This is a genomic window from Streptomyces changanensis, assembly GCF_024600715.1.
Lineage (GTDB): Bacteria > Actinomycetota > Actinomycetes > Streptomycetales > Streptomycetaceae > Streptomyces > Streptomyces changanensis.
The window spans coordinates 1,299,507-1,323,754 of record NZ_CP102332.1 but is presented as its reverse complement, the minus strand read 5'-3'; the positions used below and the strand labels follow the sequence as shown (position 1 = coordinate 1,323,754).

Here is a 24,248-nt window from a genome sequence, read left to right as displayed (position 1 = left end):
CCCGATGTCGGGCCATCAGGGGCGTGTAGGCGGGTGTGTGGCCAAGAAGGAGGGTTTCTCCGCCTGCGACCGACCGCGCCGGCGCGGCCGTCACGGCCCCGTGCACGGTCTTCACACTGCCCGACTTTCGGATCGGGGACCGGTCCTGAAATAGTTCCCCCTCGATGATTCGCCATCCCCAGACTCCCAGCGACGGGGGAGCTCGGGGGACAACAACGTGGGGCATGGAGTGCCGGAACTCGTACTGGAACTGAACGGAAGGACCTGGACCCTCGATCCGTCCAGGTCGTACACCCTCGGGCGGGACCCGCAGGGTGACGTGGTGATCGACGACGCCAGAGTCTCGTGGCGGCACGCCACGGTGAGCTGGGGTGGCCGCAGTTGGGTCATCGAGGACCACGGCTCCACGAACGGCACTTACGTGCAGGGGCAGCGGATCCACCAGATGGAAATCGGCCCGGGTGCCACCGTGCACCTGGGCAACGCCACCGACGGCCCCCGGCTCGATTTCGCCGGGGCGGCCGCGCCCGCCGCGGCGGCGCCCGCCGGCGCGTACAACGCCCAGGCGCCGCAGGCCCAGCAGCAGGCGTGGCCGGGTCAGCAGGCCCCGCAGCAGCACCAGCAGCCGCAGCAGGGTGGCTGGCAGCAGCAGCCCCAGCAGCAGATCCCGCACCAGCAGGGACCCGCCGCCCACCAGGCGCCCTCGCACCAGGCACCCGTCGTCCACCAGGCACCGGCGCCCGCCCACCAGGGGCCCGCGGCCCACGGGGACCGCAGCCCCACCACGTTCCACCAGCTGGCCCTGGGCCGGGTCATGCGCATCGGCCGTGCCCTCGAGAACGAACTGGTCGTCTCCGACCTCCAGGTCTCGCGCCACCACGCCGAGTTCACCGCGCACCCCGACGGCCGCTTCGAGCTGCGCGACCTCGGCTCGCACAACGGCACGTACGTCAACGGTCAGCCGATGACCAAGTCGGGCACCGTCCTCATCGGCCCGAACGACATCGTGGGTGTAGGTCACTCGACGTTCCGGATCGTCGGCGACCGCCTCGAGGAGTTCGTCGACACCGGCGAGGTCTCCTTCTCGGCCCGCCACCTCACGGTCACCGTCGACGGCGGCAAGCAGATCCTGAAGGACGTCTCGTTCGGCGTCCCGGAGAAGTCGCTGATCGGCGTCATCGGCCCGTCGGGCTCCGGCAAGTCGACGCTCCTCAAGGCGCTGACCGGCTACCGCCCCGCCGACCAGGGCGACGTCCTGTACGACAACCGCAGCCTCTACAAGCAGTTCGCCGAGCTGCGCCAGCGCATCGGCCTGGTCCCGCAGGACGACATCCTCCACAAGGAGCTGACCGTCCAGAAGGCCCTGCGCTACGCCGCGAAGCTCCGCTTCCCCGGCGACACCGCGACGGCCGAGCGCGAGGCCCGCATCGACGAGGTGCTGCGCGAGCTCAAGCTCGACATCCACAAGGAGAAGAAGGTCACCTCCCTCTCCGGTGGCCAGCGCAAGCGCGTCTCCGTCGCCCTGGAGCTGCTGACCAAGCCGTCCCTGATCTTCCTGGACGAGCCGACCTCCGGCCTCGACCCGGGCATGGACCGCGACGTCATGCAGCTGCTGCGCGGCCTGGCCGACGACGGCCGCACGGTCCTCGTCGTCACCCACTCGGTCGCCGAGCTCGGCCTGTGCGACAAGCTGCTCGTGATGGCGCCCGGCGGTTCGGTGGCCTACTTCGGGCCCCCCGAGGAGGCGCTGAACTTCTTCGGGTACGAGACGTGGGCGGACGTCTTCTCCGCGTTCGAGAACTACCGCGACTACGACTGGGCCGGCCGCTGGAAGGGCTCCCAGCACTACCAGCTGTACGCGGCGGACATCGACGCCGTCGCCGCGCAGCCGGTCCAGATGCCGGTGCAGTCCGCGGCCAGGCCGCCCAAGCCGCAGAGCTGGGGCTCCCAGCTGTGGACCCTGATCCGCCGCTACGTCTCGGTGATCGCCTCCGACAAGGGCTTCCTGGGTCTGATGGTGATGCTCCCGGCGGTGCTCGGCGCGGTCTCCGTCGTCATCCCCGCCGACTTCGGCCTGGCCCCGCCCACCCCGCCGTCGCGGTTCAACGGCGACGCGGGCACGATCATGCTGATCCTCGCGGTCGGCATGTGCTTCTCGGGCGCCGCGAACTCCGTCCGAGAGCTGATCAAGGAACGGGTCATCTACGAGCGGGAGCGGGCCACCGGCCTGTCCCGCTCGGCGTACCTGATGTCCAAGGTGATCGTCCTCGGCCTCATCACGGCATTCCAGGGCGTGATCATCTGCGCACTCGGCTTCATTCCGCGCGAGCTCCCCGCCGAGGGCCTGATCATGCCGCCGGCCGTCGAGCTGTGCGTCGTCGTGATCGCGCTCGGCCTGACCTCGATGATGGTCGGCCTGGTCATCTCGTCGCTGGTGAAGACCGCCGAGAAGACCATGCCGCTGCTGGTCATGTTCGCCATCGTGCAGGTCGTCTTCACCGGCATCCTCTTCAAGGTGTACGGCTCGCCCGGCCTGGAGCAGTTCGCCTGGCTCATGCCGTCCCGCTGGGCCATCGCCGGCGCGGGTGCGACGCTCGACCTGGCGCACCTGATGCCGCCGTGGGACCACAAGAACCCGACCGACTTCGACCCGCTGTGGGACCACACCGCCGGCCAGTGGGGCATGAACCTCGCGGTCCTGCTCGCCATGGCCGTGGCCCTCGGCTTCGTGGTGGCGCGGCTGCTGCGGCGCCACGAGCCCGAGGTCATGCGCAAGTGACCGGCGCCACGCGCGCGTGAAGGGCGGCACCCCGCACGGGGTGCCGCCCTTTCGTCGCGCTGTCCGGCGCGGCTCAGTAGGCGCTGTTGACGTTGTCCATCGAGCCGTAGCGGTCGGCCGCGTAGTTGCAGGCGGCGACGATGTTGGCGACCGGGTCCCACTGGCTCTTCTTGGTGCCGGGGACGTGGTACGCGTCGAACGTCGGCTTGATGACCTGGAGCAGGCCGATCGAGGGGACGCCGTTCTTGGCGTTGATGTCCCAGTTGTTGATCGCGCTCGGGTTGCCGCTGGACTCCCGGATGATGTTGCGGTGGATGCCCTCGTAGGTACCCGGGATGTCGTGCTTCTTCATGATGTGGAGCGCCTCGCGGATCCAGCCGTCGAGGTTGTCGGCGAACACCGGCGTACGGGCGGCGGCGCGGCTCGCGGCGGCCTTCACGGCGGCGCGCCGCTCCGCCTCGGCCTGTGCCTTCGCCTTGGCCTTCGCGGCGGCGGCCGCCTTGGCCTTCGCCTGGGCCTTCGCCTTCGCCTGGGCCTCGGCCTTCGCCTTGACCGCGGCGGCCGCCTTCGCCTTGGCGGCGGCCTCGGCCTTCGCGTCGGCCGCGGCCTTCAGCTCGAACGCCGTCTTCTGCCCGGCGATGCCGGCCTGCAGCTCCGCGGTCCGGTAGCCGCTCCAGGCGGCGGCCGGAGCGGCGGCCACCTCCTTGACCTCCGCCTCGGCCGTGGCGTTGCCCGGCACGAGGGTGAGGGAGACGGCTGCGGCGCCGATGACGGCGACGCCGGCGAGGGAGAGCTTCTGGTTCTTCTTGAGACGGCTGAGACCAGGGGTGCTGGACGGGAACATACAGTCGTACCTCTTCGAATCGCGGAAGTCGCACGCCGGGCGGCGTTGCGCCTGGCTCGGCGGGCGACGGCTGCAATTCTTAGCGGCCGCAAAATCGCTAGGCAAAGGTGTGACGTACGACCCCGGGTAGTGGATCAGCGGCTGTGGCGTGACGCGTCACCGCACACCACGCACACTCCCGACCAGCACTGATCCGATCCTTATCCGGGCTACTAGGCGCAGTCGTAAGTGACCTGGGTCCTATGCGCGGGCTCACATCGGGCCCGGAGTGACCTCACCGCGAGTTGCGCGGGCAATGCACTGGGTGAGGGCGCCGGCGGCCCTCCGAGCGGACCGCCGGCAGCGCTGAGGAACGGGCCCGGCAACGGCCCCCGGCGGACTCCTGGACGGCCTCCGGCGGGCGGCCGGCGGGACTCCGGCCCGCCCCGGTACAAGGACCTAGGCCCGTGGCCCTACGCGCCGCCGTCCACAGGCGGATACGGAGGGTCATCCCCCGTGGGTAACGTGAACGCATGACCGATCGACCACGCTCCGGCCTCGCCGCGGTGAGCACGGCGCTCCTGGAGATGAGCAGGCAGCTGGAGGTCCGTGACGTCCTCAAGACGATCGTGGCCTCCGCCCGCGACCTGCTCGACGCGGAGTACGCAGCCCTGGGCGTCCCCGACGACCACGGCGGCTTCGCCCAGTTCGTGGTGGACGGCGTCAGCGACGACCAGTGGAAGGCCATCGGCCCGCTGCCCCGCCAGCACGGCATCCTCGGCGCGATGCTCCACGACGAGGAGCCGCAGCGCCTCGCCGACGTCCGCGAGGACCCCCGGTTCGAGGGCTGGCCCTCCGCCCATCCCGAGATGTCCGACTTCCTCGGCCTGCCCGTCCGCGACGGGGACGAGACGATCGCCGCCCTCTTCCTCGCCAACAAGCGCTGCCCCGCCCCGGGCGGCGGCTGCGGCTTCACCGCGCAGGACGAGGAGCTCCTCGGCATCCTCGCCCAGCACGCCGCCATAGCCCTGACGAACGCCCGGCTCTACGAGCGCAGCCGTGAGCTCACCATCGCCGAGGAACGCTCCCGCCTCGCCCACGAGCTGCACGACGCGGTCAGCCAGAAGCTCTTCTCCCTCCGCCTCACCGCCCAGGCCGCCGCCCGCCTCGTCGACCGCGACCCGGCCCGCGCCAAGGGTGAGCTCCAGCAGGTCGCCGCCCTCGCCGCCCAGGCCGCCGACGAGCTGCGGGCCGCCGTCGTCGAGCTGCGCCCGGCCGGCCTCGACGAGGACGGCCTCGTCCACACCCTGCGCACGCACGTGCAGGTCCTCGACCGGGCCCACACCGCGCGCGTCACCTTCGACGGCGGGGGGCTGCGCGCCCTGCCCGCCGCCCAGGAGGAGGCACTCCTGCGCGTCGCCCAGGAGGCCCTGCACAACGCCCTGCGCCACTCCGGGGCCGGGCAGGTCGCCGTCCGGCTCACCCGGCACGGGCAGGGCGCCCGCCTCACCGTCGGCGACGACGGCAGCGGATTCGACCCGCGCGTCGTCCGCCGCGCCGGACGCCACCTCGGGCTTGTCTCCATGCGGGACCGGGCCGGCGGCGTCGGCGGCACACTCACCGTGCGCTCGGCACCCGGCGAGGGCACCACGATCGAGATGGAGGTCCCCGGTGGCTGACCAGGACGCCGGCGGCACGGACCGCCCCACGGACCGCCCCGCGGAGGGGGCGGACGCCGCACGCGGACGCGCGATCCGCGTCCTCCTCGTCGACGACCACCAGGTCGTCCGGCGCGGACTGCGCACCTTCCTGGAGGTGCAGGACGACATCGAGGTCGTCGGCGAGGCCGCCGACGGCGCCGAGGGCGTCGCCCGCACCGAGGAGCTGCGCCCGGACGTCGTCCTCATGGACGTGAAGATGCCCGGTACGGACGGCATCGAGGCCCTGCGCCGGCTGCGCGGGCTCGGCAACCCGGCCAGGGTCCTGATCGTCACCAGCTTCACCGAGCAGCGCACGGTCGTCCCCGCCCTGCGCGCCGGCGCGGCCGGGTACGTCTACAAGGACGTGGACCCGGACGCCCTCGCCGGCGCCATCCGCTCGGTGCACGCGGGACACGTCCTGCTCCAGCCCGAGGTGGCCGGCGCACTGCTGAGCCAGGAGGAGGCGAACGGCGCCTCCGGCGGAGGCCGCAGCGGCAGCCTCACCGAGCGGGAGCGGGAGGTCCTCGGCCTGATCGCCGACGGCCGCTCCAACCGGGAGATCGCCCGCGCGCTCGTCCTCTCCGAGAAGACGGTCAAGACGCACGTGTCGAACATCCTCATGAAGCTGGACCTCGCGGACCGCACCCAGGCCGCCCTCTGGGCCGTCCGCCACGGCCTCACGGACTGACACCGACGCCGGTACGGCGCCCCCCCGGCCCGCGGCCCGCCCGCGCGCCGCTACCGGCGGCCCCGCCGGTACCGGCGCACGGGGCGGCGCACCCGGCCGCCGGCCGGGGCCCACCTGCCACGGCGCGGCCGGCCCGAGAACGGCCGGCCAAGGACGGCCCCGCCACCGCGAGGGCGCCCCGTGCCGCTGTCGGAGCCGCCCCCGCGTACCGCCGGGACCACCCGCCGACGGCCGGCGCCGCCCACCCGGTCAGGACCACCCGCCGACGGTCAGGACCACCCGCCCGGCGTCAGGGCCGCCCCCGCTCCCTCTCCTCCACGTACGCGTTGAACGCGGCCACCTGCGCCCGCCGGGCCACTCGCTCCACCGGCCGCAGGGCCTCCGTCCGCGCCGCCATCTCCGACGCGCTCACCGCACCGCCCGGCCCGTGCCCGTACGCCAGCGACACCAGCAGCGCCACGCGCCGCGCCAGCTCCAGCACCCGCACGGCCCGCGGCGGGTACCCCGGCGCCAGCAGCTCGGCCCCCGCGTGCGCCCGCGCCCGGTACGCGTCCAGCGCGGCCTCCGCCACCGGCCCCGACGCCGCCACGTTCAGCCGCGTCAGCACCACGATCGCCTCCCGCAGCGCCTCCACCAGCTCCCGCTCGGCCTCGCCCAGCGACGGCACGTCCGCGGGCGGCGCCTCCCGCACCGGCAGGCAGTGCCACACCACCTCCACGTGCACGTCCCCCGGAGGACCCGCCTCCGTCACCTCCGGCACGAGCCCGAAACCGGCGCCGTACCCGACGACCGCCTCCTCGGCGTCGAGCGCCCGCGCGTTGAACTCCGGCGGGCCGCTCAGCCCCAGCGGATGCCCCGGCGCGGGCAGCGCCACCCGCCATCCGCTCACCCCCAGCGACCGCAGCCGGCCCAGCGCCAGCGTCAGCCCGACCGGCGCCGACTCACCCGGCAGCCCCTCCACACGGTGCGGCGCGTCGTCGCCGACGATCGCGCCCACCGCCTCGTCCGGCGACACCGAACCGGCCAGCAGGGCGTTACCCCATGCGGCCAACCGTCCTGAACGTGGTTCCCACAGCATGCCCCCACCCTAGGTACTGGGGCCTCCACCAGTGGCGTAGGTTTTCCCTGGGAACCCGTGCCCGCCGCGCCCGCGGCGGACCGCGCGGGCGACGACGACGAAGACTCGACCGCAAGGGGAGACAACGCGCTCATGAGCGATGTACTGGAGCTGGTGGACGTATCCGTGGTCCGCGACGGACGGGCTCTGGTGGACGAGGTCTCCTGGTCGGTCAAGGAGGGCGAGCGCTGGGCCATCCTCGGACCGAACGGCGCGGGCAAGACCACCCTCCTGAACGTCGCCTCCACCTACCTCTTCCCCACCCGCGGCACCGCCCACATCCTCGGCGAGCGGCTCGGCGGGGTCGACGTCTTCGACCTCCGCCCCCGCGTCAGCATGGCCGGCATCGCCATGGCCGACAAGCTCCCCAAGAGCCAGACCGTCCTCGAGACCGTCCTCACCGCCGCGTACGGCATGACCGCCACCTGGCAGGAGGACTACGAGACCGTCGACGAGGACCGCGCCCGCGCCTTCCTCGACCGCCTCGGCATGTCCGACTTCCTCGACCGGAAGTTCGGCACGCTCTCCGAGGGTGAGCGCAAGCGCACCCTCATCGCCCGCGCGCTCATGACCGACCCCGAGCTCCTCCTCCTCGACGAGCCCGCCGCCGGCCTCGACCTCGGCGGCCGCGAGGACCTCGTCCGCCGCCTCGGCCGCCTCGCCCGCGACCCGCTCGCCCCCTCCATGATCATGGTGACGCACCACGTCGAGGAGATCCCGCCGGGCTTCACCCACGTCCTGATGATCCGTCAGGGCAAAGTGCTCGCCGCGGGTCCCGTCGAGACCGAGCTCACCTCCCGCAACCTCTCCCACTGCTTCGGCCTCCCGCTCGTCGTCGAGCACCGCGGCGACCGCTACACCGCCCAGGGCCTGCCGCTCTCCTGACGCCCGCCCGAAGGCGTCCCGCGGCCGCGGCGACCCGACGCCCGGCCCCCAGTGCCCCGTTCGTCACGCCCCGCCCCAACGGCCGGTCCTGGCAGGGCCCTTCGCGCGCCGGGCCCCTCGCGCCCTGTCCCCGAGTGCCCGCACGGGCCTACCATGACCACGTGGACATCGACGCATGGGTGTGGTGGCTGATCGCGGCGGTGGGGCTCGGCATCCCGCTCGTCCTCACCGCGATGCCGGAGTTCGGCATGTTCTCCGTCGGCGCGGTGGCGGGCGCCGCCACCGCGGGGCTCGGCTTCGGCGTGGTGGCCCAGGTGGTCGTCTTCGTCGCCGTCTCCGTCGCCCTCGTCGCCGTGGTGCGGCCCATCGCGGCCCGGCACCGCGACGACCGGCCCCCACACGCCTCCGGCGTCGACGCCTTGAAAGGCCGTCAAGCCACCGTGCTCGAACGGGTCGACGGCGCCGGCGGCCGCGTGAAGCTCGCCGGCGAGGTCTGGTCCGCCCGCTCCTACGCCCCCGACCAGGTCTTCGAGGTCGGGGAGCAGGTCGACGTGGTCGACATCGACGGGGCCACGGCCCTCGTCATGTGACGCAAGCCGCTCGACCACCGGAAACGCCCGGCGCGACGGCCCGCAGTCTGGGAAGATCGATCACCGACATCCATTGGCAGCCGAGGGCACGGGGAGCACGATGCCATCCGTCATCATCGTTCTGATCATCCTGGTGGTGCTCGTCTTCATCGCCCTGATCAAGACGATCCAGGTCATCCCACAGGCCAGCGCCGCCATCGTCGAACGCTTCGGGCGCTACACCCGCACCCTCAACGCGGGCCTCAACATCGTCGTCCCGTTCATCGACACCATCCGCAACCGGATCGACCTCCGCGAACAGGTCGTCCCCTTCCCGCCCCAGCCGGTCATCACCCAGGACAACCTCGTCGTCAACATCGACACGGTGATCTACTACCAGGTGACCGACGCCCGTGCCGCGACCTACGAGGTCGCCAGCTACATCCAGGCGATCGAGCAGCTCACCGTCACCACGCTGCGCAACATCATCGGCGGCATGGACCTGGAGCGGACCCTCACCTCCCGCGAGGAGATCAACGCCGCCCTCCGCGGCGTCCTGGACGAGGCGACCGGCAAGTGGGGCATCCGCGTCAACCGCGTCGAGCTCAAGGCCATCGAACCGCCCACCTCCATCCAGGACTCGATGGAGAAGCAGATGCGCGCCGACCGGGACAAGCGCGCCGCGATCCTCACCGCCGAGGGCATCCGCCAGTCGCAGATCCTGACCGCCGAGGGCGAGAAGCAGTCCGCGATCCTCCGCGCCGAGGGCGAGGCGAAGGCCGCCGCCCTGCGCGCCGAGGGCGAGGCCCAGGCCGTCCGGACGGTCTTCGAGGCCATCCACGCCGGCGACCCCGACCAGAAGCTGCTCTCCTACCAGTACCTCCAGATGCTCCCGAAGATCGCCGAGGGCGACGCCAACAAGCTCTGGATCGTGCCCAGTGAGATCGGTGACGCCCTCAAGGGCCTCTCCGGCGCCTTCGGCAACCTCGGCAACGGCGCCCCCGGCTTCGACACCGGCAAGGACACCCGCCGGGACGACCGACCGACCGACTGACGTCGGCCGACCCCGGCCGACGCGACCCCGGCCGACGGGACCCGGCCGGCCCGGCGGACCCGGACCGCCGGCCGCGACCGCCGGCCCGGCCCGGACGGCGACCGGCCGACCCACCCCGACCGGCGCCCCCGGTCGACTCCCGCCCCCGCCCTCGTGCATGATCGGTTCATCCACCACCGATCCCGCACGGGGGCACAGTGACGATCTGGGAAATGCTCGCCGTCTTCGCGGCGGGGATCGGCGCCGGCACCATCAACACCATCGTCGGCTCGGGGACGCTCATCACCTTCCCCGTCCTGCTGGCCACCGGGCTCCCCCCGGTGACCGCCACCGTCTCCAACGCCCTCGGCCTCATCCCGGGCTCCGTCAGCGGAGCCATCGGCTACCGGGCCGAACTCGCCGGCCAGCGCCCCCGCGTCCTGCGCCTGGCCGTCGCCGCCGCCATCGGCGGCCTGTGCGGCGCCGTCCTCCTGACGGTCCTACCCCCCACCGCGTTCGAGACGATCGTCCCCGTCCTCGTCGCCCTGGCCCTCGTGCTCGTCGTCCTGCAGCCCCGCATCACGCGGGCCGTACAGCGCCGCCGCGACCGCGACGGCCGCACCGCCACCCCCGGCGACCGCGGCGGTCCCCTCCTCTTCGCCGGACTGCTCCTCGCCAGCGTCTACGGCGGCTACTTCACCGCCGCCCAGGGGATCGTCTACCTCTCCCTCATGGGCATCCTGCTCGACGACACCCTCCAGCGCCTCAACGCCGCGAAGAACGTCCTCGCGGCCGTCGTCAACTCCGTCGCCGCGCTCTTCTTCGTCTTCGCCGCCCACTTCGACTGGACCGCCGTCGCCCTCATCGCCGTCGGCTCCACCATCGGCGGCCAACTCGGCGCGCGCATAGGCCGCAGACTTCCCCCGCAGGTGCTGCGCGTCCTGATCGTCGTCATCGGCAGCGCGGCGATCCTCCAACTCCTCACCCGATGACGAGATGACGAACGGCCCGTTCCCGGTACACACCGAGGACGGGCCGCCGCCCACCACCACGCGTCAGGCCGCCGCCGCGGGAGCCCACCGGTCGGTCAGCCACTCCGGCAGCTCCGAGCGCTCACCCGCCCGCAGCGCCAGCAGCATCGCGTCCGCCGGAGTCGGCACGAACGGCTGGAACAGCAGCGGCATCCCCGCCTCCTCCGGCGTCCGGTCCGCCTTGCGGTGGTTGTCCGCCGCGCACGACGCGACCGTGTTCAGCCAGCTGTCCGCACCCCCCTGCGACCGCGGCACCACGTGGTCCACGGTGGACGCGCGCCGCCCGCAGTACGCGCACCTGTGCTGGTCCCGCGCCAGCACCCCCCGCCGCGACCACGGCGCGTGTCTTCGGAACGGAACCCGGACGTACCGGCACAACCTGATCACCCGCGGAACCGGGAGCTCCACCGCCGCCGCCCGCACCCTCAGCCCGGGATGGGCGTGCTCGACGACGGCCTTGCCGTGCAGCACCAGCACGACGGCCCGGTGCAGCGACACCGTCGACAACGGCTCGAAGCTCGCGTTGAGAACCAGTGTGTCCCGCATGTCCGCCCACCTCCGTGTGCCGGCCGTCCCCCTGACGCGCCTGGACCAACTGTGGCGGGGCCGCACCGGACGGGACAACGCAATATCCGGAAGCAGAAAATGCCCGCCCCCGGCCTCGTACGGGCCAGGAGCGGGCGAACGGCAAGCGAACGTTCAGCTCTCCGCGGGTGTCTCGTACTCCCCGATCAGCTGCGCGCGCGCCAGCGTGTGGAACCGCAGGTTGAACCCGACCACCGCGGGCGAGACCTTGTCGTCCGGCCCCAGCTTCTCCGTGTCGACGGCGTACACGGTGAACACGTACCGGTGCGGGCCGTCACCGGGCGGCGGCGCCGCCCCGCCGAAGTCCTTCGACCCGTAGTCGTTGCGGACGTGCACCGCGCCTTCGGGCAGACCGGCGAAATCACGGCTCCCCGCACCGGCGGGCAGCTCCGTCACCGACGCCGGGATGTCGAACAGCACCCAGTGCCAGAAGCCGCTGCCGGTCGGCGCGTCCGGGTCGAAGCACGTCACGGCGAAGCTCTTCGTCTCCGCCGGGAAGCCCTCCCACCGCAGGTGCGGCGAGGTGTTCCCCTTCGCGTGCACCTGCCCGTCCGCCAGTACGCCCCCCGGCGCCACGTCGTCGCTCACCACGGTGAAGGACTGCACCGGCGGGTGGAAGTCGTGCGGGAGCGGCGCCATCTTCGCTTCGGTCACGTTCACTTGGGTCACGTCAGAACCTCCGATTCGCATGAGTCCTCGGTCGCGGAACCGAGCCTAGAGCCAGTTGCGGCGCCCACCGACGTCGGCGAGCCACTGGTTCAGGTACGCGGCCCAGTCGGTGGACCGGAAGTCGTCGAGACCGACCACGAAGGACCGGAACGAGTCGCTGCCCTCGCTGAACAGCCCCGCCTTCTTGTCCATCTCCAGGACGACGTCCATCTCCCGCCCGTCGGCGACGAACGTCAGCTCGACCTGGTTCAGCCCCCGGTACTGCTGCGGCGGCAGGAACTCGATCTCCTGGTAGAAGGGCAGCCGCTGCCGCGTCCCGCGGATGTGCCCCCGCTCCATGTCGGCGCTCTTGAACCGGAAGCCGAGCTGCACGAAGGCGTCGAGAATCGCCTGCTGGGCCGGCAGCGGATGGACGTTGACGGGGTCCAGGTCCGTGGAGTCGACCGCCCGCGCGATGGCCAGCTCGGTGGTCACGCCGATGTGCATCCCGTGCAGCTGCTGCCCGGCGATGCACGTCACCGGCGTCTCCCAGGGGATCTCCAGGCCGAACGGCACGACGTGCACGGCCCCGGCCTGCACGGTGAACGCCCCGCCGAGCTGCACCTTCGTGAACTCGATGTCCTGCTTCGCCTCCTGCTCGCCGCCCTCGACCTCGACCCGCGCCTGCAGCCCGAGGGACAGGCCCTGGATGTCCTGCGGCACCGAACCGCCCTCGATCCGCACCTCACCCTGGACGACGCCGCCGGGCACGGTGTTCGCCTCGGTCAGCACCGTCTCGACGTTCGCGCCACCAGCGCCCAGACTCGCGAGCATCTTCTTGAAGCCCATGTCCCACTCCTTGTCGGTCTCCGTCACGTACGCGTCACGCGCGGACGACGGTAGCCGGTTCCGCACGCCACCCCGGTACGCTCGTACAACATGATCGAAAGCCCCGACCGTACGCCGCTGCCCCGGGACTTCTTCGACCGCCCCGTACTGGAGGTGGCCCGCGACCTGCTGGGCCGGACCCTGGTGCGCCGGACGGACGACGGCCCCATCGAACTCCGCCTCACGGAAGTCGAGGCGTACGCCGGGGAGATCGACCCGGGATCCCACGCCTACCGGGGCCGCACGGCGAGGAACGCCGTGATGTTCGGGCCGCCGGGTCACGCGTACGTGTACTTCACCTACGGCATGTGGCACTGCCTGAACCTCGTCTGCTGCCCCGAGGGAACCGCGAGTGGAGTCCTGCTCCGCGCCGGAGAGATCGGCACCGGCCGGGACCTCGCCCGCAGGCACCGCCCCTCGGCCCGGCACGACCGGGAGCTGGCCAAGGGCCCGGCCCGCCTCGCCACCGCCCTGGACGTGGACCGCACCCTGGACGGCACGGACGCCTGCGCGGGCCCGGACTCGCCCCTGTCGGTACTGGCCGGCAGCCCGGTCGGCGCCGATCAGGTGTGCAGCGGCCCGCGCACCGGCGTCGGCGGGGAGGGGGCCACCCACCCGTGGCGCTTCTGGATCGACGGGGACCCGACGGTCAGCCCCTACCGCGCGCACGCACCGCGCAAGCGGGGGACTTGACGCGAGGCGGAGAGCCGACTAACGTCGATGAAGCCGTAAGAGCCGGGGCACGCTGTGTCGGCACCCCGGGCGCGGCCAACCCACTACTGAACGATCATCCCCCCGGATGGGGTCCCTTTCGGTTTGCCGAAAAGGATTTCGAAGGGCTCGATTATGAGCACCGCGGATGATCGGTTAACGTAGCGGAAGCCGAAAGGCAAAAGGCCCCCAACGGCCACCGGGAATGGAATCCGAACCGGAAACGGAACGGAAAACGGATCTGGTAAGGTTGGAACCGCCGGAAAGGGAAACGCGAAAGCGGAGAACGGCCCGGCAGCCCGCTCCAGCGGGTGGCGGAAACGGAAAATCGGATCTGCTAGGCTGGAAACACGAAAGACCGAAGGGAAGCGCCCGGAGGAAAGCCCGAGAGGGTGAGTACAAAGGAAGCGTCCGTTCCTTGAGAACTCAACAGCGTGCCAAAAATCAACGCCAGATTAGTTGATACCCCGTCTCCATCACGGAGATGAGGTTCCTTTGTAGAAAACACAGCGAGGATGCTGTGAACCACGGGGGACTATTCCTCCCCCCGGTTCCGCTCAACGCGAGTGTCGACCCGATCACGGGTAAGCATTCACGGAGAGTTTGATCCTGGCTCAGGACGAACGCTGGCGGCGTGCTTAACACATGCAAGTCGAACGATGAACCCACTTCGGTGGGGGATTAGTGGCGAACGGGTGAGTAACACGTGGGCAATCTGCCCTTCACTCTGGGACAAGCCCTGGAAACGGGGTCTAATACCGGATACGACCACTTCAGGCATCTGATGGTGGTGGAAAGCTCCGGCGGTGAAGGATGAGCCCGCGGCCTATCAGCTTGTTGGTGGGGTAATGGCCCACCAAGGCGACGACGGGTAGCCGGCCTGAGAGGGCGACCGGCCACACTGGGACTGAGACACGGCCCAGACTCCTACGGGAGGCAGCAGTGGGGAATATTGCACAATGGGCGAAAGCCTGATGCAGCGACGCCGCGTGAGGGATGACGGCCTTCGGGTTGTAAACCTCTTTCAGCAGGGAAGAAGCGAAAGTGACGGTACCTGCAGAAGAAGCGCCGGCTAACTACGTGCCAGCAGCCGCGGTAATACGTAGGGCGCAAGCGTTGTCCGGAATTATTGGGCGTAAAGAGCTCGTAGGCGGCTTGTCACGTCGGATGTGAAAGCCCGGGGCTTAACCCCGGGTCTGCATTCGATACGGGCAGGCTAGAGTGTGGTAGGGGAGATCGGAATTCCTGGTGTAGCGGTGAAATGCGCAGATATCAGGAGGAACACCGGTGGCGAAGGCGGATCTCTGGGCCATTACTGACGCTGAGGAGCGAAAGCGTGGGGAGCGAACAGGATTAGATACCCTGGTAGTCCACGCCGTAAACGTTGGGAACTAGGTGTTGGCGACATTCCACGTCGTCGGTGCCGCAGCTAACGCATTAAGTTCCCCGCCTGGGGAGTACGGCCGCAAGGCTAAAACTCAAAGGAATTGACGGGGGCCCGCACAAGCAGCGGAGCATGTGGCTTAATTCGACGCAACGCGAAGAACCTTACCAAGGCTTGACATATACCGGAAACATCTAGAGATAGGTGCCCCCTTGTGGTCGGTATACAGGTGGTGCATGGCTGTCGTCAGCTCGTGTCGTGAGATGTTGGGTTAAGTCCCGCAACGAGCGCAACCCTTGTTCTGTGTTGCCAGCATGCCCTTCGGGGTGATGGGGACTCACAGGAGACTGCCGGGGTCAACTCGGAGGAAGGTGGGGACGACGTCAAGTCATCATGCCCCTTATGTCTTGGGCTGCACACGTGCTACAATGGCCGGTACAAAGAGCTGCGAAGCCGTGAGGCGGAGCGAATCTCAAAAAGCCGGTCTCAGTTCGGATTGGGGTCTGCAACTCGACCCCATGAAGTCGGAGTTGCTAGTAATCGCAGATCAGCATTGCTGCGGTGAATACGTTCCCGGGCCTTGTACACACCGCCCGTCACGTCACGAAAGTCGGTAACACCCGAAGCCGGTGGCCCAACCCCTTGTGGGAGGGAGCTGTCGAAGGTGGGACTGGCGATTGGGACGAAGTCGTAACAAGGTAGCCGTACCGGAAGGTGCGGCTGGATCACCTCCTTTCTAAGGAGCACTTCTCACCAGTTTCGGCTGGTCAGAGGCCAGTACATCGGCGTACGTCCGATGCTGGTTGCTCAAGGGTGGAACGTTGATTATTCGGCACACTCGGTTCTCTTCCTGTCAGTACTGCTTCGGCGTGGAACACAGAGGAGGGGTCGAGGGTGTCGGGCACGCTGTTGGGTGTCTGAGGGTGCGAGCGTTGCTCGCCCTTCTGCGATGCCGGCCCCAGTGAACCGGACCTAAGGGTTCGGGTGATGGGTGGCTGGTCGTTGCTTGAGAACTGCACAGTGGACGCGAGCATCTGTGGCCAAGTTTTTAAGGGCGCACGGTGGATGCCTTGGCACCAGGAACCGATGAAGGACGTGGGAGGCCACGATAGTCCCCGGGGAGCCGTCAACCAGGCTTTGATCCGGGGGTTTCCGAATGGGGAAACCCGGCAGTCGTCATGGGCTGTCACCCGCTGCTGAACACATAGGCAGTGTGGAGGGAACGAGGGGAAGTGAAACATCTCAGTACCCTCAGGAAGAGAAAACAACCGTGATTCCGGGAGTAGTGGCGAGCGAAACCGGATGAGGCCAAACCGTATGCGTGTGATACCCGGCAGGGGTTGCGCATGCGGGGTTGTGGGATCTCTCTTTCACAGTCTGCCGGCTGTGAGACGAGTCAGAAACCGTATGGATAGGCGAAGGACATGCGAAAGGTCCGGCGTAGAGGGTAAGACCCCGTAGCTGAAATTCATGCGGCTCGTTTGAGAGACACCCAAGTAGCACGGGGCCCGAGAAATCCCGTGTGAATCTGGCGGGACCACCCGTTAAGCCTAAATATTCCCTGGTGACCGATAGCGGATAGTACCGTGAGGGAATGGTGAAAAGTACCGCGGGAGCGGAGTGAAATAGTACCTGAAACCGTGTGCCTACAAGCCGTGGGAGCGTCGGATGCAAGCTTGCTTGTATCTCGTGACTGCGTGCCTTTTGAAGAATGAGCCTGCGAGTTTGCGGTGTGTTGCGAGGTTAACCCGTGTGGGGAAGCCGTAGCGAAAGCGAGTCCGAACAGGGCGATTCAGTAGCGCGCTCAAGACCCGAAGCGGAGTGATCTAGCCATGGGCAGGTTGAAGCGGAGGTAAGACTTCGTGGAGGACCGAACCCACCAGGGTTGAAAACCTGGGGGATGACCTGTGGTTAGGGGTGAAAGGCCAATCAAACTCCGTGATAGCTGGTTCTCCCCGAAATGCATTTAGGTGCAGCGTCGTGTGTTTCTTGCCGGAGGTAGAGCACTGGATAGGCGATGGGCCCTACCGGGTTACTGACCTTAGCCAAACTCCGAATGCCGGTAAGTGAGAGCGCGGCAGTGAGACTGTGGGGGATAAGCTCCATGGTCGAGAGGGAAACAGCCCAGAGCATCGACTAAGGCCCCTAAGCGTACGCTAAGTGGGAAAGGATGTGGAGTCGCAGAGACAACCAGGAGGTTGGCTTAGAAGCAGCCACCCTTGAAAGAGTGCGTAATAGCTCACTGGTCAAGTGATTCCGCGCCGACAATGTAGCGGGGCTCAAGCGTACCGCCGAAGTCGTGTCATTCATACATGAGGTCCAACGACCGTATGGATGGGTAGGGGAGCGTCGTGTGCCGGGTGAAGCAGCCGCGGAAGCGAGTTGTGGACGGTTCACGAGTGAGAATGCAGGCATGAGTAGCGATACACACGTGAGAAACGTGTGCGCCGATTGACTAAGGGTTCCTGGGTCAAGCTGATCTGCCCAGGGTAAGTCGGGACCTAAGGCGAGGCCGACAGGCGTAGTCGATGGACAACCGGTTGATATTCCGGTACCCGCTTTGAAACGCCCAATATCGAACCAGGCGATGCTAAGTCCGTGAAGCCGCCCTGGAGCCTTCGGGCAAAGGGGAGTGGTGGAGCCGACGGACCAGACCTGTAGTAGGTAAGCGATGGGGTGACGCAGGAAGGTAGTCCAGCCCGGGCGGTGGTTGTCCCGGGGTAAGGGTGTAGGCCGTGTGATAGGCAAATCCGTCACACATTGAGGCTGAGACCTGATGCCGAGCCGATTGTGGTGAAGTGGATGATCCTATGCTGTCGAGAAAAGCCTCTAGCGAGTTTCATGGCGGCCCGTACCCTAAACCGACTCAGGTGGTCAGGTAGAGAATACCGAGGCGTTCGGGTGAACTATGGTTAAGGAACTCGGCAAAATGCCCCCGTAACTTCGGGAGAAGGGGGGCCATCACTGGTGAGAGCACGTGCTGCTCGAGCTGGGGGTGGCCGCAGAGACCAGCGAGAAGCGACTGTTTACTAAAAACACAGGTCCGTGCGAAGCCGTAAGGCGATGTATACGGACTGACGCCTGCCCGGTGCTGGAACGTTAAGGGGACCGGTTAGCTCCATTTCGGTGGGGCGAAGCTGAGAACTTAAGCGCCAGTAAACGGCGGTGGTAACTATAACCATCCTAAGGTAGCGAAATTCCTTGTCGGGTAAGTTCCGACCTGCACGAATGGCGTAACGACTTCTCGACTGTCTCAACCATAGGCCCGGTGAAATTGCACTACGAGTAAAGATGCTCGTTTCGCGCAGCAGGACGGAAAGACCCCGGGACCTTTACTACAGTTTGATATTGGTGTTCGGTTCGGCTTGTGTAGGATAGGTGGGAGACTGTGAAGCTTGGACGCCAGTTCAGGTGGAGTCGCCGTTGAAATACCACTCTGGTCGTGCTGGATGTCTAACCTGGGTCCGTGATCCGGATCAGGGACAGTGTCTGATGGGTAGTTTAACTGGGGCGGTTGCCTCCTAAAGGGTAACGGAGGCGCCCAAAGGTTCCCTCAGCCTGGTTGGCAATCAGGTGTTGAGTGTAAGTGCACAAGGGAGCTTGACTGTGAGACCGACGGGTCGAGCAGGGACGAAAGTCGGGACTAGTGATCCGGCGGTGGCTTGTGGAAGCGCCGTCGCTCAACGGATAAAAGGTACCCCGGGGATAACAGGCTGATCTTCCCCAAGAGTCCATATCGACGGGATGGTTTGGCACCTCGATGTCGGCTCGTCGCATCCTGGGGCTGGAGTCGGTCCCAAGGGTTGGGCTGTTCGCCCATTAAAGCGGTACGCGAGCTGGGTTTAGAACGTCGTGAGACAGTTCGGTCCCTATCCGCTGTGCGCGTAGGAATATTGAGAAGGGCTGTCCCTAGTACGAGAGGACCGGGACGGACGAACCTCTGGTGTGCCAGTTGTCCTGCCAAGGGCATGGCTGGTTGGCTACGTTCGGGAGGGATAACCGCTGAAAGCATCTAAGCGGGAAGCCTGCTTCGAGATGAGTATTCCCACCTCCTTGAGAGGGTAAGGCTCCCAGTAGACGACTGGGTTGATAGGCCGGATATGGAAGCCCAGTAATGGGTGGAGTTGACCGGTACTAATAGGCCGAGGGCTTGTCCTCAGTTGCTCGCGTCCACTGTGTTGTTCCCGGGTTGCGAACAGTCGCACCGGCACACGAAAAGATCAAGTGAATAGTGTGCTTGTTCGCTCGAACCCAATAGGGTTTCGGTGGTCATAGCGTTAGGGAAACGCCCGGTTACATTTCGAACCCGGAAGCTAAGCCTTTCAGCGCCGATGGTACTGCAGGGGGGACCCTGTGGGAGAGTAGGACGCCGCCGAACAATCTTTCAGGACCCGTGGTCCCAGCGTTCATGCTGGGACCACGGGTCCTTTTTTGTTGTCAGTTGTATGTGCTCGAAGCGCGGAGGGACACCCTCTGCGCGAGAATGCTTGCGGTACCCGAAGACAGGAGCCCCACCCATGTCCACCAACTCCTCCGACGACCGTCCGGAGCGTGAGCCTCGTCGTACGGACGGTGGCGAGCGGGGCGGCTTCCGTGGTCCCCGGCGCGACGACGACCGCCGCGGCAGTGGCGGCGGCGGTTTCCGCAGGGACGACCGCCGCGACGACCGTGGTGCAGACCGCCGCGATGACCGTGGTGGTGACCGTGGCTTCCGTCGCGACGACCGGCCGGCGTTCCGGCGGGACGACCGGGACGGCGACCGTGGACCGCGTCGCGACGACGACCGTCGCGGCAGCGGTGGTGGCGGTTTCCGCTCCGACGACCGTGGTGGTGACCGGGGCGGTTTCCGTCGCGACGACCGTGGTGGCTTCCAGCGTGACGACCGTGCTCCCCGTCGCGACGACCGTGGTGGCGATCGTGGTGGCTTCCGTCGCGACGACCGCGCTGGGTCTTCGCGTGACGACCGTGCTCCCCGTCGGGACGACCGTGGTGGGTTCCAGCGTGACGTCCGTGGTGGTGACCGGGGCGGTTTCCGTCGCGACGACCGTGGTGGTGACCGTGGTGGCTTCCGTCGCGACGACCGCGCTGGGTCTTCGCGTGACGACCGTGCTCCCCGTCGGGACGACCGTGGTGGGTTCCAGCGTGACGACCGCGGCGGCGACCGGGGCGGCTTCCGCCGCGACGACCGTGGTGGTGACCGTGGTGGCTTCCGTCGCGACGACCGTGGCGGCTTCCCGCGTGACGACCGCGCTCCCCGTCGCGACGACCGTGGTGGCTTCCGCCGCGACGACCGCGCTGGGTCTTCGCGTGACGACCGTGCTCCCCGTCGGGACGACCGTGGTGGGTTCCAGCGTGACGACCGCGGTGGCGACCGGGGCGGTTTCCGTCGCGATGACCGTGGCGGCTTCCCGCGTGACGACCGCGCTCCCCGTCGGGACGACCGTGGTGGCTTCCGCCGCGACGACCGCGCTGGGTCTTCGCGTGACGACCGTGCCCCGCGTCGGGACGACCGTGGTGGGTTCCAGCGTGACGACCGCGGTGGCGACCGGGGCGGTTTCCGTCGCGACGACCGCGGTGGCGACCGTGGTGGCTTCTCCCGTGACGACCGTGCTCCCCGTCGGGACGACCGCGGTGGCGACCGCGGTGGCTTCCGCCGCGACGACCGCCGTGACGACCGGCCGGCGTTCCGGCGGGACGACCGGGACCGTGACCGTGCGCCGCGGCGTGACGACGACCGTCGCGGTGGCTTCCGCGGTGGCCGCGACGACCGGCGCGACGATCGTGGGGGCGGTGGCTTCCGCGGACGTGACGACCGCCGCGACGACCGGCGCGACCGTGAGCCCATCAAGCGGCTGCCCATCCCCGACGACGTCACCGGCGACGAGATCGACAAGGACGTGCGGCAGGAGCTGATGAGCCTGCCCAAGACCCTCGCCGAGGACGTCGCGCGCAACCTCGTCATGGTCGCCAACCTCATCGACGAGGACCCGGAGAAGGCGTACGCCTACTCCCGTATCGCCCTGCGGCTCGCGTCCCGCGTGGCCGCCGTCCGCGAGGCGGCCGGTTTCGCCGCCTACGCGACGCAGAAGTTCGCCGAGGCCCTCGCCGAGTTCCGCGCTGCCCGCCGTATGACCGGCAGCGTCGAACTGTGGCCCGTCATGGCCGACTGCGAGCGTGGCCTCGGCCGTCCCGAGCGGGCGCTCGCCATGGCCGGCGAGCCCGAGGTGCAGAAGCTCGACAAGGCCGGCCAGGTCGAGATGCGGCTCGTCGTCGCCGGCGCCCGCCGCGACATGGGGCAGATCGACGCCGCGATCGTCACCCTCCAGTCGCCCGAGCTGGCCTCTCACTCGGTCCAGCCGTGGACCGCCCGACTGCGGTACGCCTACGCCGACGCGCTCCTCGCCGCCGGACGTGAGGACGAGGCCCGCGAGTGGTTCGCCAAGGCCCTCGAAGCCGACAAGGACGGCAGCACCGACGCCTCCGACCGGCTCGCCGAGCTCGACGGTGTCGAGTTCGTCGACGCCTTCGAGGAGACCGAGGACGCGGAGGAGATCGAGGACGCCGAGGACGGCGGTCGGGTCACCGAGGTCGTCGAGGCCGATGTCGAGGACGAGCCGGCCCCCGCCGACAAGGCGGAGACCGACGCCGAGGACGAGGACGAGGACGAGCCGGTCCCCGCCGACGAGGCCGCCACCGCCACCGAGGCCGCCACCGCGGACGAGGCTGCCACCGACGCCGCCGCCGGCGAGCGTGGCGGCGACGAGGGCGTGGCCGGGCGCTGACCGCTCGGATCGCGCGGCGAACACGTCGTACGACGCAGTAAGGGCGGCACCCCCACCAGGGGTGCCGCCCTTCCGCGTTCCCGGGCGCGGCGCGGGGCGTCAGTCGAGGGCCAGGCTCCGCAGCACCAGGCCCGTCGCCGGCTTGGGGCCGAACGACGTCGACTTGCGCGGCATCGTCACCCCCTGGCGGGCCAGGTCCCGGACGACCTCCTCGCGCACCGGGTGCATCAGCACCGCCGTCGTGCCGTGCCGCTCCGCCTGCTCGACCACGGCCCCCGCGTCATGGATGTACCCGATGTGCTCCGGGCCGTCCGGGACGCGCCACACGTGCTCCAGCAGCGTCGCGTGCAGCACCGTCGCGTCGAGCGTGCGCCACGCCTCCGGACGGTCGGCCCGTACCGTGCGGGACAGCAGCTCGGGATCCGGCCGGTCCACCAGGTGGAAGCGGCCGTCGCCCGCGAGCAGGAACGCGTTGCCGTCGGCGACCGCCCCGGCCAGGGCGTCCAGGGCCGCCGGAAGGGGAACGTCCAGGGTCCTCACGCGGAAGGAGCCCTCCAGCGCCGCCACGGCCCGCGCGACCGGCAGGCGGTGCAGCAGCCGGTGGATGGCCCGCACCTGGAGCGGGTAGCGGGCCGTGTCGACCAGCAGCACCAGACCGGAGTCCCACGGGCCCGGCGCCGACCGCTCCTCGCGCAGGCGCAGGTACGTCGCCCAGCGGTGGTGGCCGTCCGCGATCAGCGCCTGGTGGTGCGCCAGGTCGTCCGCGGCGGCCGCCAGCTCCGCCGGGTCCGTCACCGCCCACAGCCGGTGGCCGAAGCCGTCCTCCGTCGTCGTCGCGAGGAGCGGGACGCGGGCCGTGGCACGTTCGATGACGGCCGTCGCGCCCGTCGCGCGGCCGTCGCTCCGGTACGTCAGGAGCAGCGGCTCCAGGTGCGCGCCGGTGGTGCGCATCAGGTCGGCGCGCTCCTCCACCACGTCCGGCATGACGTCCTCGTGGGGCAGGACCACGCCCTCCGACGAGGCGGACAGCTCCAGGGAGCCGATCAGGCCCCGCTGGAGCAGGTCGCCCTTGCGCTGCTCGTAGACGTACAGGGCGGGCTGCGGGTCGGCGGCCAGGACGCCCTCCGCGAGCCAGTCCGCGAGGGTGTCCGCCGCCTGGCGGGGACGTGCGTCCGCGGTGGGTGCCTGCGGCAGGATGAGCCGCACGATGTTGTACGGGTCGGACGACTCCAGGTGGTGCAGTCCGTCCGGCCGCACGACGACGTCGTACGGGGGAGAGGTGACCGCCGCGAGGCTGCGCACCTTTTCTGGTACGTACCGCACGCCGCGGAACGGTTTCAGGTGCAGACCCTCTTCGGCCGCAGGACCTCTCGTGTTCATCCTTGCATCGTAGGTGGACGCACGGATGAGCGATGATCGGGGGACGGGATCGTCCGGACGAGTGAGGAGTGCGCTTGATGGGGCAGCAGGGACGGAACCTGCCGGGTGGCAGCGACACCGCGTTGAACGCGGCGTACGACACGGCGCTGCTGGACCTGGACGGGGTCGTGTACGCGGGCGGCGAGGCCATCCCGTACGCCGTCGAGGCGCTGGGCGCGGCCCGCGACGCGGGGATGCGCCTGGCCTACGTCACCAACAACGCGCTGCGCACTCCGGACGCCGTCGCCGCCCACCTGACCGAGCTGGGCGTGCCCGCCGAGCCGGGCGACGTCGTCACGTCGGCGCAGGCGGTGGCGCGGCTGATGGCCGGGCAGCTGTCGCGGGGCGCGCGGGTCCTCGTCGTCGGCGGGGAGGGGCTGCGGGTGGCATTGCGCGAGCGGGGTCTCGAACCGGTCGAGTCGGCCGACGACGACCCGGTGGCCGTCGTGCAGGGGTACGGCGGGCCCGACCTGCCGTGGGGGCGGTTCGCGGAGGCGTCGTACGCCATCGCGCGCGGTGTGCCCTGGTTCGCGTCCAACACCGACCTGACGATCCCCGGCGCGCGGGGCATCGCCCCGGGCAACGGGGCGGCGGTGGAGGTCGTGCGGATCGCCACGGGCGCCGAACCGCAGGTGGCGGGGAAGCCGCTGCCGCCCATGCACCGCGAGACGATCCTGCGGACCGGAGCGCGGCGGCCGCTCGTCGTCGGGGACCGGCTCGACACGGACATCGAGGGGGCGTCGAACGGCGGCGTCGACTCGCTGCTCGTCCTCACCGGCGTCACCGACCCGGCGCGGCTTCTCGCGGCCGTGCCGGAGCACCGGCCCACGTACGTCGACGCCGACCTGCGCGGCCTGCTGACGGGCCAGCCGGAGGTGTCCGCCGCGGGCGGCGGGTTCTGCTGCGGGGGCTGGACGGCGTCGGTGGACGGCGGGGCGCTCGTCCTCGACGGGACGGGCGAGCCGATGGACGGGCTCCGGGCGCTGTGCGCGGCGGCCTGGACCGACGCCGGCGAGGGGTCGTGCGGGCGGGACGCGACGGAGGCGCTGGCCGGGCTCGGCTGGTGACACTCTGACGATCATTGCGGGGAGGGTAGGCTAACCTAACCGCGTGTTGGTCGAACGTTCTCCCGAACCGAGCGCGGAGCCCCGGGCCGCCGCCGAGCCACGGGCCGCCGCGGACCCCCGGACCGCCGCCGAGCGACGG

At 69.3% G+C, this 24,248-nt stretch carries 17 protein-coding genes and 3 rRNA genes; 14 read left to right on the top strand and 6 right to left on the bottom strand.

Annotation, left to right across the window (positions count from 1 at the left end; genetic code table 11):
• The first annotated feature begins 229 nt into the window (after positions 1–229).
• Complete coding sequence (locus tag NRO40_RS05825) at positions 230–2,779, top strand: ABC transporter ATP-binding protein/permease (RefSeq protein WP_058943541.1); 2,550 nt, start codon at positions 230–232, stop codon at positions 2,777–2,779.
• A gap of 73 nt (positions 2,780–2,852) precedes the next feature.
• Here the strand turns inward: NRO40_RS05825 and NRO40_RS05820 are convergent, their stop codons facing one another.
• Positions 2,853–3,623 (bottom strand): transglycosylase SLT domain-containing protein, encoded by a 771-nt coding sequence (locus NRO40_RS05820; RefSeq protein WP_058943540.1) that lies wholly within the window; start codon positions 3,621–3,623, stop codon positions 2,853–2,855.
• Positions 3,624–4,135: 512 nt separating this feature from the next.
• Between NRO40_RS05820 and NRO40_RS05815 the strand changes: the two genes are divergently transcribed.
• Together NRO40_RS05815 and NRO40_RS05810 are read left to right on the top strand one after the other, a co-directional pair.
• Positions 4,136–5,281 (top strand): GAF domain-containing sensor histidine kinase, encoded by a 1,146-nt coding sequence (locus NRO40_RS05815; protein WP_058943539.1) that lies wholly within the window; start codon positions 4,136–4,138, stop codon positions 5,279–5,281.
• 73 nt (positions 5,282–5,354) lie between these two features.
• On the top strand, positions 5,355–5,990 hold the full coding sequence (locus tag NRO40_RS05810) for a response regulator (protein ID WP_058943578.1): 636 nt from the start codon (positions 5,355–5,357) through the stop codon (positions 5,988–5,990).
• Between the two features lie 289 nt (positions 5,991–6,279).
• Here NRO40_RS05810 and NRO40_RS05805 read toward each other — a convergent pair whose 3' ends face one another.
• On the bottom strand, positions 6,280–7,068 hold the full coding sequence (locus NRO40_RS05805) for a hypothetical protein (protein ID WP_058943538.1): 789 nt from the start codon (positions 7,066–7,068) through the stop codon (positions 6,280–6,282).
• Positions 7,069–7,200: 132 nt separating this feature from the next.
• Between NRO40_RS05805 and NRO40_RS05800 the strand changes: the two genes are divergently transcribed.
• The 4 genes from NRO40_RS05800 (at position 7,201) to NRO40_RS05785 (ending at position 10,586) form a co-directional block, all read left to right on the top strand.
• Positions 7,201–7,992, top strand: coding sequence for an ABC transporter ATP-binding protein (locus NRO40_RS05800; RefSeq protein WP_058943577.1), 792 nt, complete (start codon positions 7,201–7,203; stop codon positions 7,990–7,992).
• 161 nt (positions 7,993–8,153) lie between these two features.
• A complete protein-coding gene (locus NRO40_RS05795) occupies positions 8,154–8,582 on the top strand; it encodes an NfeD family protein (RefSeq protein ID WP_058943537.1) in 429 nt (142 codons plus the stop codon).
• Between the two features lie 100 nt (positions 8,583–8,682).
• The gene (locus NRO40_RS05790) at positions 8,683–9,615 is read left to right on the top strand and encodes an SPFH domain-containing protein (protein WP_058943536.1); all 933 of its coding nucleotides are present in this window, start codon (positions 8,683–8,685) and stop codon (positions 9,613–9,615) included.
• A gap of 197 nt (positions 9,616–9,812) precedes the next feature.
• Positions 9,813–10,586: a sulfite exporter TauE/SafE family protein gene (locus tag NRO40_RS05785; protein ID WP_058943535.1), complete on the top strand. Its 774-nt coding sequence runs from the start codon at positions 9,813–9,815 to the stop codon at positions 10,584–10,586.
• A gap of 63 nt (positions 10,587–10,649) precedes the next feature.
• On the opposite strand, the gene NRO40_RS05780 is transcribed toward NRO40_RS05785, so the two are convergent.
• From NRO40_RS05780 to NRO40_RS05770, 3 genes are all read right to left on the bottom strand, one after another.
• On the bottom strand, positions 10,650–11,171 hold the full coding sequence (locus NRO40_RS05780; RefSeq protein WP_058943534.1) for an HNH endonuclease: 522 nt from the start codon (positions 11,169–11,171) through the stop codon (positions 10,650–10,652).
• Positions 11,172–11,324: 153 nt separating this feature from the next.
• Positions 11,325–11,864 (bottom strand): YbhB/YbcL family Raf kinase inhibitor-like protein, encoded by a 540-nt coding sequence (locus NRO40_RS05775; RefSeq protein ID WP_058943576.1) that lies wholly within the window; start codon positions 11,862–11,864, stop codon positions 11,325–11,327.
• A gap of 60 nt (positions 11,865–11,924) precedes the next feature.
• Entirely contained in the window at positions 11,925–12,707 is a 783-nt protein-coding gene (locus tag NRO40_RS05770; RefSeq protein ID WP_058943575.1) for a sporulation protein, read from the bottom strand.
• Between the two features lie 90 nt (positions 12,708–12,797).
• Between NRO40_RS05770 and NRO40_RS05765 the strand changes: the two genes are divergently transcribed.
• The 6 genes from NRO40_RS05765 to NRO40_RS05740 all read left to right on the top strand — a co-directional run bounded on the left by NRO40_RS05765 (position 12,798) and on the right by NRO40_RS05740 (position 21,623).
• Positions 12,798–13,439, top strand: coding sequence for a DNA-3-methyladenine glycosylase (locus tag NRO40_RS05765; RefSeq protein WP_058943533.1), 642 nt, complete (start codon positions 12,798–12,800; stop codon positions 13,437–13,439).
• A 609-nt stretch (positions 13,440–14,048) separates the two neighbouring features.
• Positions 14,049–15,577: ribosomal RNA gene (locus NRO40_RS05760) — 16S ribosomal RNA — on the top strand.
• A 302-nt stretch (positions 15,578–15,879) separates the two neighbouring features.
• A 23S ribosomal RNA gene (locus NRO40_RS05755) occupies positions 15,880–18,999 on the top strand.
• A gap of 103 nt (positions 19,000–19,102) precedes the next feature.
• Positions 19,103–19,219, top strand: a 5S ribosomal RNA gene (gene rrf / locus NRO40_RS05750).
• Together the 16S, 23S and 5S rRNA genes form the textbook arrangement of a ribosomal RNA operon.
• A gap of 173 nt (positions 19,220–19,392) precedes the next feature.
• Positions 19,393–20,754, top strand: a complete 1,362-nt coding sequence (locus NRO40_RS05745; protein WP_257375342.1) for a hypothetical protein — start codon at positions 19,393–19,395, stop codon at positions 20,752–20,754.
• The gene (locus NRO40_RS05740; RefSeq protein ID WP_058944432.1) at positions 20,739–21,623 is read left to right on the top strand and encodes a tetratricopeptide repeat protein; all 885 of its coding nucleotides are present in this window, start codon (positions 20,739–20,741) and stop codon (positions 21,621–21,623) included. Before NRO40_RS05745 ends, NRO40_RS05740 begins: the two co-directional genes overlap by 16 nt.
• A gap of 99 nt (positions 21,624–21,722) precedes the next feature.
• Here NRO40_RS05740 and NRO40_RS05735 read toward each other — a convergent pair whose 3' ends face one another.
• A complete protein-coding gene (locus NRO40_RS05735; RefSeq protein WP_058944428.1) occupies positions 21,723–23,003 on the bottom strand; it encodes a DUF1015 family protein in 1,281 nt (426 codons plus the stop codon).
• A 77-nt stretch (positions 23,004–23,080) separates the two neighbouring features.
• Here NRO40_RS05735 and NRO40_RS05730 point away from each other — a divergent pair, with 77 nt between their 5' ends.
• On the top strand, positions 23,081–24,109 hold the full coding sequence (locus NRO40_RS05730; protein ID WP_058944427.1) for an HAD-IIA family hydrolase: 1,029 nt from the start codon (positions 23,081–23,083) through the stop codon (positions 24,107–24,109).
• Positions 24,110–24,248: the final 139 nt, after the last annotated feature.